The 13,660-nt window shown below is 70.6% G+C and carries 13 protein-coding genes; 7 read left to right on the top strand and 6 right to left on the bottom strand.

Annotated features, from left to right (window positions below; all coding sequences use genetic code 11):
• Window positions 1-48 precede the first annotated feature (48 nt).
• Window positions 49-1,437 (bottom strand): PLP-dependent aminotransferase family protein, encoded by a 1,389-nt coding sequence (locus AB0B61_RS13100; protein ID WP_358431439.1) that lies wholly within the window; start codon window positions 1,435-1,437, stop codon window positions 49-51.
• Between AB0B61_RS13100 and AB0B61_RS13095 the strand changes: the two genes are divergently transcribed.
• Complete coding sequence (locus AB0B61_RS13095; RefSeq protein WP_358431438.1) at window positions 1,436-2,659, top strand: aminotransferase class V-fold PLP-dependent enzyme; 1,224 nt, start codon at window positions 1,436-1,438, stop codon at window positions 2,657-2,659. The genes AB0B61_RS13100 and AB0B61_RS13095 overlap by 2 nt on opposite strands.
• Here AB0B61_RS13095 and AB0B61_RS13090 read toward each other — a convergent pair.
• Entirely contained in the window at window positions 2,656-4,074 is a 1,419-nt protein-coding gene (locus AB0B61_RS13090; protein ID WP_358431437.1) for an alkaline phosphatase PhoX, read from the bottom strand. The two genes, AB0B61_RS13095 and AB0B61_RS13090, sit on opposite strands and share 4 nt — an antisense overlap.
• Before the next feature lie 199 nt (window positions 4,075-4,273).
• Here AB0B61_RS13090 and coaA point away from each other — a divergent pair, with 199 nt between their 5' ends.
• A complete protein-coding gene (gene coaA, locus AB0B61_RS13085; RefSeq protein ID WP_358431435.1) occupies window positions 4,274-5,191 on the top strand; it encodes a type I pantothenate kinase in 918 nt (305 codons plus the stop codon).
• On the opposite strand, the gene AB0B61_RS13080 is transcribed toward coaA, so the two are convergent.
• Entirely contained in the window at window positions 5,163-5,300 is a 138-nt protein-coding gene (locus AB0B61_RS13080) for a hypothetical protein (protein WP_225293890.1), read from the bottom strand. The two genes, coaA and AB0B61_RS13080, sit on opposite strands and share 29 nt — an antisense overlap.
• A 63-nt stretch (window positions 5,301-5,363) precedes the next feature.
• Between AB0B61_RS13080 and AB0B61_RS13075 the strand changes: the two genes are divergently transcribed.
• The 5 genes from AB0B61_RS13075 (at window position 5,364) to AB0B61_RS13055 (ending at window position 9,835) form a co-directional block, all read left to right on the top strand.
• Entirely contained in the window at window positions 5,364-6,290 is a 927-nt protein-coding gene (locus AB0B61_RS13075) for a DUF389 domain-containing protein (RefSeq protein ID WP_358431434.1), read from the top strand.
• 40 nt (window positions 6,291-6,330) lie between these two features.
• Complete coding sequence (locus AB0B61_RS13070) at window positions 6,331-7,242, top strand: ABC transporter ATP-binding protein (RefSeq protein WP_357948223.1); 912 nt, start codon at window positions 6,331-6,333, stop codon at window positions 7,240-7,242.
• On the top strand, window positions 7,235-8,092 hold the full coding sequence (locus AB0B61_RS13065; RefSeq protein WP_358431433.1) for an ABC transporter permease subunit: 858 nt from the start codon (window positions 7,235-7,237) through the stop codon (window positions 8,090-8,092). The genes AB0B61_RS13070 and AB0B61_RS13065 overlap by 8 nt, the downstream gene beginning before the upstream one ends.
• The gene (locus AB0B61_RS13060) at window positions 8,089-9,003 is read left to right on the top strand and encodes an ABC transporter ATP-binding protein (RefSeq protein ID WP_358431432.1); all 915 of its coding nucleotides are present in this window, start codon (window positions 8,089-8,091) and stop codon (window positions 9,001-9,003) included. The genes AB0B61_RS13065 and AB0B61_RS13060 overlap by 4 nt, the downstream gene beginning before the upstream one ends.
• Window positions 9,004-9,118: 115 nt before the next feature.
• Complete coding sequence (locus tag AB0B61_RS13055) at window positions 9,119-9,835, top strand: ABC transporter permease subunit (protein ID WP_358431431.1); 717 nt, start codon at window positions 9,119-9,121, stop codon at window positions 9,833-9,835.
• 54 nt (window positions 9,836-9,889) lie between these two features.
• On the opposite strand, the gene AB0B61_RS13050 is transcribed toward AB0B61_RS13055, so the two are convergent.
• Genes AB0B61_RS13050 through AB0B61_RS13040 form a run of 3 tightly spaced genes read right to left on the bottom strand, consistent with a single transcriptional unit; the run spans window position 9,890 to window position 13,655 of the window.
• Entirely contained in the window at window positions 9,890-11,425 is a 1,536-nt protein-coding gene (locus tag AB0B61_RS13050) for a class I adenylate-forming enzyme family protein (protein WP_358431429.1), read from the bottom strand.
• 20 nt (window positions 11,426-11,445) lie between these two features.
• Window positions 11,446-12,630 (bottom strand): GNAT family N-acetyltransferase, encoded by a 1,185-nt coding sequence (locus AB0B61_RS13045; protein WP_358431427.1) that lies wholly within the window; start codon window positions 12,628-12,630, stop codon window positions 11,446-11,448.
• The gene (locus AB0B61_RS13040) at window positions 12,546-13,655 is read right to left on the bottom strand and encodes an ATP-grasp domain-containing protein (RefSeq protein ID WP_358431426.1); all 1,110 of its coding nucleotides are present in this window, start codon (window positions 13,653-13,655) and stop codon (window positions 12,546-12,548) included. Before AB0B61_RS13040 ends, AB0B61_RS13045 begins: the two co-directional genes overlap by 85 nt.
• Window positions 13,656-13,660: the final 5 nt, after the last annotated feature.

Here is a 13,660-nt window from a genome sequence, read left to right as displayed (position 1 = left end):
GGATCTCCGCCGTACGCGGGGTCGGTCTCAGCCTGCGTAGGGTCGGTCTCAGACGCGGGCCAGCCGCCGTACGCCCTCGACCAGCTCGGCGGTGTCCGCCGTCTCGGCGAACCCGAGGCGCAGCCACGCGGCCGGCACCTCGGTGGCGAAGTAGCGGCTGCCCGCGCTGACCGCGACCCCGAGCTGCCGGGCGGCTCCGGCCACCGCCGTGTCGCTCAACCCGTCGGGCAGCCGCGCCCACAGGTGCAGCCCGCCGGCGGGCTGCCGCGCGACGCTCCAGCCGGGCAGCTCGCGCGCGAGGGCGGCGGCCAGTTCCGCGCGCCGCTCGCGCAGGGCCGTGGCCAGCGTACGGAGGTGCCGTTCCCAGGACGGCGAGCTGACCAGCTCCAGCGCGGCCTCCTGGAGCGGGCGGGAGATGAAGAGGTCGTCGACCAGGCGGATGGCCCGCAGCCGCGCCATCACCGGACCGCGCGCCACCAGCGCCCCGATGCGCAGGCTCGGCGCGGCCGGCTTGGTGAGCGAGGTCAGGTAGACGACGGTGCCGTCACGGTCGTCGGCCACCAGCGGCGGCGGCACGGGCCCGCCGTGGCCCAGGTACCGGGCGAAGTCGTCCTCGATCACGAACGCGCCCGCCGCCCTGGCCACCTCGACGACCTGGCGGCGGCGCTCGGGCGTCAGCACCGCGCCGGTCGGATTGTGGTGGACCGGCTGGCAGTACAGCACCCGCGCGCGAGTCAGCTCGAACGCCTCGGCCAGCAGGTCCGGCCGCAGCCCGTCGGCGTCCATGGGCACCGGCACCGGGCTGAGCCCGGCCGCGCGGGCGGCGGCTATGGCGCCGGGATAGGTGGGCGACTCCATCAGGACCGGATTGCCGGGTCCGGCGATGGCGCGGAACGCCATCGACAGCGAGCTCTGCCCGCCCGCGGTGATCAGCACGTCCTCCGGTGTGATGCCGCCGCCCGCCATGGTGGCGAACACGGCACGCAGCGGCGACAGGCCGATCGCGGGCGCCCGGTCCCAGGCGTCGGGCCGACGGGCCGCGCGGCCCAGCGCCGCGGCCATGGCCCGCGTCGGCTGCAGCGACCGATGCAGGTAGCCGCCGTCCAGAGTGATCGTCCCGGCGGGCGGCGGGCCGAGCGCGTCGGTCAGCGAGCGGGTGTCCACGGCCCGGTCGGTGAGCGCGACCGTCTGCCAGGCGGTGTCGGCGACCTCGGTGCCCGCCCTGGCACGCGGCGCCACGAACGTGCCGCTGCCCGGACGGGTGATCACCGCGCCCTCGGCGGCCAGGGCGGCGATGGCCTGCGACACGGTGACGGGGCCCACCCGGTAGCGCTGGACCAGGTCGCGGCTGCTGGGCAGGCGGTCGCCCGGGGCCATCCCGGACAGCAGGGCACGCAGCCGCACTGCCAGTTCCGACGAACTGCTACTATCCGACATGAGACTGGATAATAGCGCTTTCACCCTCGACTCGGGATCGCTACTGGACGTCGAGAGCCTCCGGGCCGACACCCCCGGGTGCGCGGAGGTCGTGCACTTCAACAACGCCGGATGCGGGCTGCTGGCCGCTCCGGTGCTGGCCACGATGCTCGACCACCTGCGACTGGAAGCCCAGATCGGCGGCTATGAGGCGGCGGCGGCCCGGGCCGTCCAGGTCCGCGAGTTCTACGACGAGCTCGCCGCCCTGATCAACTGCGCTCCCGGAAACATCGCGTTCGCCGGTAGCGCCACCCACGCCTTCGCCACCGCCCTGTCCTCGATCCCGTTCGAGGCCGGCGACGTCATCCTGACCACGCGCAACGACTTCATCTCCAACCAGATCGCGTTCCTGTCCCTGCGCGAGCGCTTCGGCGTGCGCGTCGTGCACGCGCCGGACGCGCCGGAGGGCGGCGTGGACGTGGCGGCGATGGCCGCGCTCATGCGGGAGCACCGGCCCCGGCTGGTGAGCGCCACCCACATCCCCACCAACTCCGGGCTGGTCCAGCCGGTCGCCGAGATCGGCCGCCACTGCCGCGAGCTGGACCTGCTGTACATGGTCGACGCGTGCCAGTCGATCGGCCAGTACCCCATCGACGTGGCCGCGATCGGCTGCGACCTGCTCACCGCCACCTGCCGGAAGTTCCTGCGCGGCCCGCGTGGCTCCGGCTTCCTCTACGTGTCGGACCGGATGCTGAAGGCGGGGTACGAGCCGCTGTTCATCGACATGCGCGGCGCCCGCTGGACCGGGCCGGGCCACTACCAGCCCGCCGAGTCCGCCGCGCGGTTCGAGGGGTGGGAGTTCCCGTACGCGACCGTGCTGGGCTGCGCGGCCGCCGCCCGCTACGCCCGCGAGGTCGGCGTCGAGGCCATCGCGCGCCGCTCGCCCGCGCTGGCCGCCCGGCTGCGTGTCCTGCTCGACGCCGTTCCAGGGGTACGCGTGCTCGAGAAGGGCCCCGAGCTGGGCGCCATCGTCACCTTCACCATCGAGGGGTGGCGGCCGGAGCCGTTCAAGGCGGCCATGGACGCGAAGGGGATCAACTCGGCGCTCAGCTTCCGGGAGTTCGCGCAGTTCGACTTCGGCGACAAGGACGTCGACTGGTGCCTGCGCCTGTCACCGCACTACTACAACACCGAGGAGGAGGTGGACCTGGTGGCCGAGGCGGTCGCGGAGCTGGCCGGCTAGAACGAGCCCCGCTGCCAGGGTCCCCAGATGGCGAACGAGGTGCCCTCTTTGGACTGGACGTTGACGTACAGGGTGTGACCGCCGGGGCCGAAGGTGGAGCCCGCGAACTCCGCGCCGGGGTCGCCCGCCACCGGCTCCAGGCGGCAGAAGTCGAAGATCTGGCCCTGCTTGGTGAGGCCGCGCAGGAAGTTGTCGCCGTCGCCGTCCTCGCAGAGCACCAGCGTGCCGCGGGTGCTGGCCGTCACGTTGTCGGGCAGGTCCAGCACCGACGAGCGCGGCGACTCGTACACCAGCCGGAGCCGCCCGGTCCACGTCTCGTACGCCCACACCTGCCCGCGCCCCTTGCCGAACCCGGACGGCGGCGTGTCACCTTCGGCGGTGGCGCCGCCCTGGGTGGAGCAGAAGTACACGGTGCCCTGGTGGTAGATGGCCCCTTCGAGCCTGGAGAAGATCGCCGCGCCCTCGGCCCGCCCCTGCTTGCCCACGGCCTGGACGGCCTCGTCGTTCGACGGCTTGCCGGTGAAGGTGGGGTCGGGGTCGTCGATGGTCACCCATACCGTGTTGTACGTCGCGCCGGGCCGCTGCCCCTTGGACAGGTCCTTGCGCGGCGAGCCCTTGATCGCGAGCATCTGCAGCCGCCCGCCGTCGAGCAGCCGCCCGGCCTTGAGCGGGTGCTTCGGCGGCGTGTAGCGGTAGAAGCCGGAGGCGAACGCGAAGCAGTCCTCGGTCAGGTAGAGCGCCCCCGCCTGCGGGTCGAACGCGGCCGACTCGTGCGCGAACCGGCCGGCGGCCTTGATCGGCTTGGCGTTGGAGGTGCCCGACACCGGCACCTCGAAGATGTAGCCGTGCTTGCGGGTCAGCTTGCCGTTGTCGCCGCCGGAGAAGTCGTTGGCCACGTCGGGGCCGTTGACGGTCTCCTCGCAGCTCACCCAGGCGTTCCAGGGCATCGGGCCGCCGGAGCAGTTCATCATGGTGCCGTTGAGCGACGGGGCGCTCTTGAGCACCTCGCCGTAGCGGGTGACGTGAAGGGTCGAGGTGCCGCCGCCGGCCGCGGGGTCGTAGGCCTTGTCCTTGTCGCCGAAGGCGCCGACCGCTCCGCTGACCTCGTGGTTGCGTACCAGGATCGCGGTGTCGCGCGGCCCACGGAACGCGCCCATCCCGTCGTGCCTGCCCGGCACGATGGAGCCGTCGGAGTATTTGCTGCCCGCCGGGCTGAAGGAGCGGTATTTGAACCCGTCGGGCAGGTGCAGCCTGACCTTGCCGTCACGCGCGTCGCGCACCGCCTTCAGCGGCCCGTAGCCGGTCGCCCGCGTGACCCCGCCCCTGGCGCCCGCGCAGGCCACCCCGGCGAACGGCCCGGTGATGCCGGCCGCGGCGGCCAGCCCTGCTCTGGTCAGAAAGCGACGACGGTCCACAAGCCCTCCCGAAGGTCAGGTCTCCGAACAGTAGCCGCTGACAAATCGCCGCATGCCCGGTTTGCTGAGATCCCCGGGCGCGGGCCACAGCCTTACCCCAAACTGGTCATAAGTAATCCCAAGTATTTATCCACAGGCTGTGGATAGAGAGTGCCACCCGGTCGAGAGCGCGTTTGTCGGCCGTCGATACGCTGCCAAGGTGAACAACGGCTACGTTGAACTGAGCAGGGAGCAGTGGAGCGAACTCCGCAAGAACACGCCCTTGACTCTCACCGAGGCAGAGCTGGAAGAGCTGCGTGGCGTCGACGACCCCATCGACCTCGCCGAGGTCACCGATATCTACCTCCCCCTGACCCGGCTGCTGAACCTCCACTTCACCGGGTCCAAACAACGCAGTAGCGTGCTGAGCGCGTTTCTCGGGCATCCCGGGCAGCGTGTGCCGTACATCCTGGGCATCGCGGGCAGTGTCGCGGTCGGGAAGTCGACGACGGCGCGGCTGCTGCACACGCTGCTGGCCCGCTGGCCCGAGCACCCGCACGTGGAGCTGCTCACCACCGACAGCTTCCTCTATCCCAACGCGGTGCTGGAGTCCAAGGGGATCATGCATCGCAAGGGCTTCCCCGAGAGCTACGACCGCAGGGCGCTGGTCAGGTTCGTCGCCGAGGTCAAGGCCGGGCTGCCGGAGGTGCAGGCCCCGATCTACAGCCACCTCGAATACGACATCGTCCCCGGCGCCAAACAAGTAGTGAAAAGTCCGGACATCTTGATCATTGAGGGGTTGAACGTGCTGCAGCCCGCTCCGCCCACCTCCCTGGCGGTCAACGACTACTTCGACTTCTCGATCTACGTCGACGCCAAGGTGGAGGACATCCGAGCCTGGTACGTCGACCGCTTCCACAAGCTCCGCCGCACCGCCTTCGAGGACCCCAAGTCGTACTTCAAGTACATCGCCGACCTCTCCGACGAGGAGGCGACGGAGTTCGCGGTCAACGTCTGGCGCGACATCAACGAGCGCAACCTGGTCGAGAACATCGCCCCCACCCGTGGCCGCGCCGGCCTGGTCATGCAGAAGGGCGCCGACCACTCCGTCAGGCGGGTACGGCTTCGCCGTACCTGAACACCTCCTCGAACAGGTAGGTCGCGAACCTGCCCGCGCACCCCTGATCGTCTATGTCGGCGAACCAGCAGTCCTCGCCGTCCTCGTGACACCTGAACGTCTGCCTCATGTGAGAGACCCTCGCGTACGGTAGTCAACACCCCATCAACATCCAATGGACAAGAATGACCCAGTGCTACATCTGCGATTGATCACTCCGTCCACCCGTACGGAGGAGGTGACGGCCGTGCTCGACGAGTGCACGGGCGTCACCAACGTCGCCGTGCTGCCCGGCGCGGCCCGCGAGCCCAAGGGCGATCTGATCCTCTGCGACGTCGCGCGCGAGGCGGCCAACGAGGTGATCGACCGGCTCAAATGGGTGCAGGACGAGGGGTCGATCGCCGTCGAGCAGGTGCACCTGGCCCTGTCCAAGGTCGCCGCGGACGCCGTCGAGGAGGCTCCCGGCGACCCCGACGACGCGGTCATCTGGGCGGAGCTCGCCCAAAAGGTGCGGGCCGAGTCGCGCATCACGTGGGCGTACCTGGCCTTCCTCGCGATCGCCACGCAGCTCGCGGGCATCGGCGTCCTGCAGAACTCGCCCATCCTGATCGTCGGCGCGATGGTGCTCGGCCCCGAGTTCGGCGCCATCGCGGCCATCTGCTTCGGCCTGCTCCGCGGCCGGGGCCGGCTGATCATCTCCTCGCTCAAGACCCTGGTCGTCGGGTTCACGGTGGCGATCGCGATCACGTTCGCCTGCGCGCTGGTCTCGCGCTGGATGGGCTGGATCGACCTGAGCAATCTGCGCGTGAACGAGGAGGTCCAGTTCATCGTCAAGCCCGACCGCTGGTCGTTCATCGTGGCGCTGCTGGCGGGCGCCGCCGGGGTGCTGTCGATCACGGCGGGCAAGTCCTCGGCCCTGATCGGCGTCTTCATCTCGGTCACCACGGTCCCCGCCGCCGGCTACGTGGCCGTGGCGCTGGCGCTCAGCGATTGGGCCGAGGTCGGCGGGTCCGTCGCGCAACTCGCGCTGAACATCGCCGGCATGCTCATCTCGGGCACCGTCACCCTGGCCATCCAGCGGAAATTCTGGCCTCAAGTAGGACATCGTTCATCCGTGTGAACGAGGCCACACCCCATACCCGGCCGGTAGGGTCCGGGTCATGCACATCCTCGCTACCGAGGGGCTGACCAAACGCTTCCCGACCGTCACGGCGCTCGACCAGCTGACGGTCACCGTCGGATCCGGTGTCACCGGCCTGGTCGGGGCGAACGGCGCCGGCAAGTCGACGCTGATCAAGATCCTGCTGGGCCTGCTGCCCCCGACCGGGGGCGGCGCGCGGGTGCTCGATCTCGACGTGACCACGCAGGGCGCCGAGATCCGCAGGTTCGTGGGCTACATGCCCGAGCACGACTGCCTCCCCCCTGACGTGTCCGCCACCGAGCTGGTCGTCCATCTCGCCCAGATGTCCGGGTTGCCGCGTACGGCCGCCCGCGAGCGCGCCGCCGACGTGCTGCGCCACGTCGGCCTGGCCGAGGAGCGCTACCGCGCCATCGGCGGCTACTCCACCGGCATGAAGCAGCGGGTCAAACTGGCCCAGGCGCTCGTGCACGACCCCAAGCTGGTCTTCCTCGACGAACCGACCAACGGGCTCGACCCGCGCGGCCGGGACGAGATGCTGGCGCTGATCAGGCGCATCGGCACCGACTTCGGCATCAGCGTGCTCGTCACCTCGCACCTGCTCGGCGAGCTGGAGCGGATCTGCGACCACGTGATCGTCATCGACGCGGGCCGGCTGCTGCGCTCGTCGGCGATCGCCGAGTTCACCCAGGCCACGCAGACCGTCACGGTCGAGGTCGAGGAGGGCACGCAGCCGCTCGCCGAGCGGCTGTCCGAGCTCGGCCACAGCGCCGTCCAGCACGGCCGCCTGCTGCTGGTCAAGGTGGCGGGCCCGGAGACGTTCGACGCGATCCGCGACGCGGCCGTCGATCTCGACCTCTGCCTGATCCGGCTGGAACAGGGCCGCCACCGCATCGAGGACGTCTTCAGAGAGGAGGTCGACGCGGGTGTCTGAGATCTATGACATCGGTTACCGCCATTACGACGGTCCGCGACTCGGTCGCGGCTACGCGACGCGCGCGCTCACCGTCCACAGCCTGCGCGGCGTCTTCGGCCTCGGGCGTACGGCGCGCAGCAAGATCATACCGTTCGCCCTGGGCGTCATCATGCTGCTGCCCGCGGTCGTGTCGATCGCGATGATGGCCCTGATGAGCCGGCACGGCATGGCCTACAGCGGCTTCGCGACCTACATGCAGCCGGTCGTGGCCATCTTCCTGGCCGCGCAGGCGCCGACGGTCGTCGCACCCGACCTGCGCTTCCGGGTGCTGCCGCTGTACCTGTCACGTCCGGTCACGATCGCCGAGTACGTGGCAGCCAAGGTCATCGCCATGACCGCGGCGCTGTTCCTGCTGCTCGCCGTGCCGCTCACGCTGATCTATGTGAGCGAGCTGGTCATCGACCTCAAAGGCCCGCCGCAGACCAAGGAATACCTCGGGGCCCTGGTCATGGCGCTGGTGCTCGCGCTCCTGCTGTCGTCGTTCGGCCTGGCCATCGCCTCGCTGACGCCCAGGCGCGGGCTCGGCGTCGCCTCCGTCATCGCCCTTTACCTGCTCACCTCGGCCGCCGTCCCGGTCATCTACGGCACGCTGTACTCGGCGGGCAACGAGTCGGGAGCCGCGTGGGCCTGGCTGCTCAACCCGTTCTGGCTGGTCGACGCCGTACAGGTGTGGCTGTTCAGCACCACGCCCAACGTTCCGGACGGCGGCTACCCGCCGGGGCCCGTCCCGGCGGTCCTCGTGCTCGTGCTCATCGGGATCGGCCTGGCGGCGCTCGCGGCCCGCTATCGGAAGGCGGCTGCCCAATGAACATCGAGCTCGCACAGGTCTCTCGCTGGTACGGCAACGTAGTGGCGGTCAACGACGTCACGATGACGATCGGTCCCGGCGTCACCGGCCTGCTCGGCCCCAACGGCGCGGGCAAGTCGACGCTGCTGCACCTGATGGCCGGGTTCCTGGCCCCCTCGGGCGGCACGGTGACGATGGACGGCACCCAGATCTGGAAAAACCACCACATCTATAAGAACATCGGCCTGGTTCCTGAACGGGAGGGTGTCTACGGGTTCCTCACCGGCTGGCAGTTCGTCCTGTCCGCCGCCCGGCTCCACGGTCTGCCCGATCCGATCGAGGCCGCCCGCAAGGCGCTGGCCACGGTCGAGATGGAGGAGCCCAAGGACCGCCGCGTCGAGACCTACTCCAAGGGCATGCGCCAGCGGGTGAAGGTCGCCGCCGCGCTCGTCCACGACCCGCCGGTGCTGCTGCTCGACGAGCCGTTCAACGGCATGGACCCGCGCCAGCGGCTGCACCTGATGGACCTGATCCGCTCGATGGGCACGGCGGGCAAGACGATCCTGTTCAGCTCGCACATCCTGGAGGAGGTCGAGCGGGTCGCCCAGCAGATCGAGGTACTGGTCGCGGGCCGGCACGCCGCCTCGGGCAACTTCCGCGAGATCCGCCGCCTGATGACCGACCGGCCGCACCTGTTCAGGATCCGGTCGAGCGACGACAGGAAGCTCGCCGCCGCCCTCATGCTCGACGACTCGGCGGGCGGCGTCTCGCTCGGCGCGGGCGGACTGGAGGTCCAGGCGGTCGAATTCCGGCGCTTCGCGCGGCTGCTACCGCGCGTCGCCCGCACCGAAGGGATCCGCCTGCACGAGGTCTCCCCCGCCGACGAGGACCTGGAGAGCGTCTTCGCCTACTTGATCAACAGGAGCACTTGATGAACCCGCGAAGGAGCGCCGTCGCCTGGAGGAGGAGCGCCGGGAGCGAAGCGACCAGAGCGACGGGGGAAGGCGGCGGCATCCAGGCGACCGAGCCGCCGAACGGAGTGAGGCAATGAATACAGTCGTTGCAGGTATTACTTATCGGGCCTTGCTGGGTAGGCGGAGGATCTTCCTTCTGCTTCTGCTGCCGCTGGCGCTGATCGGGTTGGCCGTCATGCTGCGGGTGTTCGGCGGCCACGACCCGCACTCGGCCGAAGTGCTGATGGCCAAGTTCGCCGTCGGCACGATGCTTCCGCTGCTCGGCCTCATCGCGGGCACCGGGGTGATCGCCCCGGAGATCGACGACGGCACGATCATCCACCTGATGTCCAAGCCGATCTCCCGGCCGGTCATCGCGCAGACGAAGTTCCTGGTGGCCGCCTCGCTGCTGGCGGTGTTCGCGGCGGTCCCGACATACTTCGCGGCCTGGCTGCTGGTGGGCAACGAGGACGGTCTCGCGGCGGGCTTCGCGCTCGGCGCGCTGGTCGCGGGCATCGCCTACGCCGCGGTGTTCCTGCTGCTCGGCATCCTGACCCGGCACGCGGTCACGATCGGGATCATCTACGCGCTGCTGTGGGAGACGCTGGTCGGCTCGTTCGTGCCGGGGGCGCAGAAGTTCTCCATCCAGCAGTGGGCTCTGACGATCGCCCACCAGATCTCCGACAACCCGTTCCTGACGGCCAACGTGACGCTCGGCTTCGCCGTACCGGCGCTGATCATCGTGACGCTCGGCGCGGTGCTCTGGGCGGGACAGCGACTGCGCGTCTTCACACTGACGGGCGACGAATAGCTCCTCGTTCCCGTGAGCGACGCCCAAGGGCGTCGCTCACGGGTGACGAACAGCTCACGGGCGGCCGATGGCCGCGCGCAGCGCCGCGCGGTCGAGCTTGCGCCTGCTGGATCGCGGGAAGTCCGGGAGCACCGCGATCCGGTCGGGCAGCGCGCCCGCGTCGACCAGCGCGGGCAGCCGGGCGCGTACCGCCGCCTCCTGGAAGCCGTCGCCGGGCACCAGCGCCAGTACGACCTCCTCGTCCCCGGTGACCGGATCGGCCAGGCCGACGATGGCCGCGTCGGCCACGCCGGGCAACGCGGCGATGGCCGGTTCGTACAGGCTCGGGTAGATGTTGAACCCATCGCGAAGGATCATGTCCTTCTTCCGGCCGAGCAGGACGAGGCGCTCATCGCCGTCCAGGCGGACCAGGTCGCCGGTGGCCACCTCGTCGTGCGGCGGCTCGCCCAGGTAGCCGCGCGCCACGTGCGGCCCGCTGACGACCAGCTCCTGGTCCTCGGTGAACCGCACGCCGACTCCCGGCAGCGGCGCGCCGAGCAGGTCTCCCTCGGCGCAGGCCAGCTTCTCGGCCGCGCCGGCCAGCGCGATCGGCAGCGCCTCCGTCATCGCGTAAACGCTCAGCACCTCCGCACCGGGCGCGGCGGCGATCGCCTTCCGCAGTAGGGCCGGGGGCGCGGGGGCCGAGCCGAGCAGCAGGTGACGCAGGCCGTCCGGCAGCCGTTCCACCCGGGTGACGAGCCCGGCCAGCTCGACCGGCACGCAGTACAGATGGGTCACCCGGCGCTCGAAGATCAGCTTGGCCGGGCCGGGCATCGACCAGGTGGCGCCGCCGATGAGCGCGGGCAGGCCGAGCATGAGGCCGTCGGTGTGAACGACGTCGCCGGGCTCGACGGGGAAACGGTCCCTGAAGATCTCCAGCCCGGCGGCGAGGGACGCGCGGGTGTGGACGACGGCCCTGGGGTGCGCGGTGGTGCCGGAAGTGAAGATCACCGCCGCCGGATCATCCACCTCGCCCCGGCTCGCACCGATCGCGCCTGCCGCATCCGCGCCCACGTCCGGACCAGGGCCGGGGCTGGTGTGGGGCGGCGAGCCGTCCAGGCCGCGTAACCGTACCGCCGCTCTGGGCACGCCGGGCAGCCACCGGCCGGTGTAGGCGTGGCGCAGTTCCAGCTCCGGCAGCGGATCGCGGAGGCCGGGCAGGAGCACGCCCCGGCGCCTGGCCAGCGCGCGCAGCGGCGCGAACGACGTGACGGCGTACAGCAGCGACCCCGCCACCACCCAGCGCGGCCGGGCCAGCCGGAGCCGGGCCCGCAGGATCTCCGGCGCGAGGCCGGGATCGGCCAGCACCAGCACCCCGCCCGCGGCGACCACGCCCAGCGCCACGGCGATCGCGTCCGGCGAGGGCTCGACGGCGTACAGCACACCGTCTCCACGCTCAAGTCCCTCCGCCGCCAGCCGGTCGCGGATGCGCAGCGCCCGCTCGCGCAGCCCGCCGAACGTCAGCTCCTGCCCGCGCGCCCCCACGATCGCCGTCGCCCGGGGCGTACGCTCGCAGGCGGCGAACACCTGAGCCAGCAGATCACTCCGCATCCCACTCCCCTCAAAAGCCCTCAAAGCTCGTAACGCCGCATGACCGGCACCGCGACCCGGTCGAGCAGCCAGGCCAGCACCACCCACCCCGTACGCCGCCGCCACGGCAGATGCCCGACGTACACGGCCCGATACTCGATCTCCGGCACCGCCCCACGCAGCCGCTTGAACTCCCCCGCACCCGCACTGTCGTTGACCGACAGCCCCTCGTCCACGGCGATCTGGTAGACCAGCGCGCTCAGCATCCGGTACAGCCCGATCCCCTGCGGCAGCGCGGTGTCGTAGCCGAAGATCGGCGTGGTCAGCGTCCCGTCGCGGTGGAAGTAGCCGAGCACCCCGTCGATCCGCCCGTCCCTGGCCAGCGCCCAATAGGTGATCGTCCCCGCCCGCATGGTCTCGCGGACGAACCGCTCGGTGAACTGCGGATTGTTCCGTGAGTACTTATCCAGATAAAGCAGGTCATAAAGCTCGACCACCCGAGCCGCATCGCCCTCGCCCGGCCGCACCACCTCATACCCCCTGCGCCCGACCAGCCGCAGATCGCGCCGCCACCGCTTGCGATGGCGGGCCTCCTGCTCCCCCGGCCGCACCAGATAGACCCGCCGCCCCGGCACCATCACACAGCCGTCGATCCGCCGGTTCACCGAGCAGAACCCGACGGCGTGCCCGGGGAACCGCTCCCGCAGGAAGCGGATGGCGGCCCGCTCATGGGCGGGTTCGATGGCCGGATAGAGGTTCGTGGACAGCAGCCAGTTGTTGACCAGCACCACCCGGTCCAGCTCCGCCCACCGGCACAGCGCGCCCAGCGCGGACAGCGCCGCCGCCAGCACCGCGCGCAGCACCCGGCTGCCGAGCACGCGCAGCTCCTCACCGGCATAGGTCACATAGTGCGTGTACGGCGAGCACACCCACGCGTTCCCCTGCTCACCGTCGTTGACCGACACCGGCAGGACAATGCGCCCGTCCACCAGCAGCACCCCGTAGGTCGTGACCACATTGCCGACGAACGCCTCGGTCCCGTCCTCGACCAGCGGCACCAGGTAGTCACGTGCGTAGGCGCCGTCCTCGGTGTCGGGCCAGGGCAGCTCGCCGAGGGTGTCCTTCGTGAACAGCTCGGCCTTCACCGGCCGTCCCACTCGATGTCGTACGTCGAGCACTCGATCAGTGACCGCCGCGTCCACAACGAGCGGATCCAGTTCTCCCACAGCACCCCGAACTGCGCCAGGAACGGCCCCCGATCCCCGTCCACCGCGATCACGTCGTCAGCGGCCGACACCACGCTCACCCACCGGCGCAACTCCGGCCAGGACCGTACCCCCGCCAGGCCGAAGCCCAGCATCGCCAGCCCGATCATCGCCCGCGCGCCCGGTGCGGGCCGCAGCGGCCGGTCGGGTACGTCACCGAGCAACACCCCGGCCAGCTCGTCGCCCAGGAGATGGACCCCGCTGGTGGCCCGTGGATTGCACTCCAGCGGCAACACCCGGTCGCCGGCCATGAAGTCGAAGGCGATCTGCCCGCTGAACCCGACCCGCGCCACGAACTCCGTCACCCAGGCGTCCACCTCGGCCTGCTCCACCGGCTCGAAACTCACACAAGCCCCGGAAGCCGTGAACTCCACCGCGTAGGCGGCATGAGCCACCAATCGCCCCTTCACCGCCACGGAGTAGGTGCAGATCTGCGTCCCGCCGAGCAACTCCTGAGCCACCCAGGGCCCCTCGCCCGGCCTTAACGCGACATTTCCCCGTACAACCCGCACTTTCGTACCAAAGCGCGAAAAAACAGGCTTAAGGATGAACGGGCGCCGGATCCCGGCCAGGTCAGCCTGCGATGTCACCAGCACGGTCTCGGGCACCGGCAGCCCGAACCCCTTCGCCAGCTGGACGAACTCCCACTTGCTGTGCAACGCCCGCAGCGTCCCGAGCGGCTCGGCCAGCACCTCGCAGGGCAACCGCTTCCGCCCCCGCGCCACCCAGAAGATCTCCTCGCAGGTGGGCACGACCAGCCGCACGCCCTCCAGCTTGACGATGTCGGCCAGCGCGTCGGCGAACGCCTCAGGCGCCCGGTTGGGCGGCGGCACCCGATAGCTGACCGCCACGGCCGAGGACCGCGCGCAGAGCTGCGCCCGCGAGCTCTCGGCCACCACGACCCGCGCACCCGACCTGGCGAACTTCCTGGCCAGGTCCAGCGCCACGGGCGCCCGCCCACCGGTGATCAGCACAGTCACGCTCACCAGCC

It is taken from the genome of Nonomuraea sp. NPDC049158 (genome assembly GCF_040648335.1).
Lineage (GTDB): Bacteria > Actinomycetota > Actinomycetes > Streptosporangiales > Streptosporangiaceae > Nonomuraea.
The sequence above is the reverse complement of the archived record's forward strand: the minus strand, read 5'-3'. Positions and strand labels throughout refer to the sequence as shown.

Coding starts and splice junctions, on each gene's coding strand:
- AB0B61_RS13095 (WP_358431438.1), top strand. CDS start 1,436: ATGAGACTGGATAATAGCGCTTTCACCCTCGACTCGGGATCGCTACTG.
- AB0B61_RS13070 (WP_357948223.1), top strand. CDS start 6,331: ATGCACATCCTCGCTACCGAGGGGCTGACCAAACGCTTCCCGACCGTC.
- AB0B61_RS13050 (WP_358431429.1), bottom strand. CDS start 11,425: ATGCGGAGTGATCTGCTGGCTCAGGTGTTCGCCGCCTGCGAGCGTACG.
- AB0B61_RS13080 (WP_225293890.1), bottom strand. CDS start 5,300: ATGAGGCAGACGTTCAGGTGTCACGAGGACGGCGAGGACTGCTGGTTC.
- AB0B61_RS13060 (WP_358431432.1), top strand. CDS start 8,089: ATGAACATCGAGCTCGCACAGGTCTCTCGCTGGTACGGCAACGTAGTG.
- AB0B61_RS13055 (WP_358431431.1), top strand. CDS start 9,119: ATGAATACAGTCGTTGCAGGTATTACTTATCGGGCCTTGCTGGGTAGG.
- AB0B61_RS13100 (WP_358431439.1), bottom strand. CDS start 1,437: ATGTCGGATAGTAGCAGTTCGTCGGAACTGGCAGTGCGGCTGCGTGCC.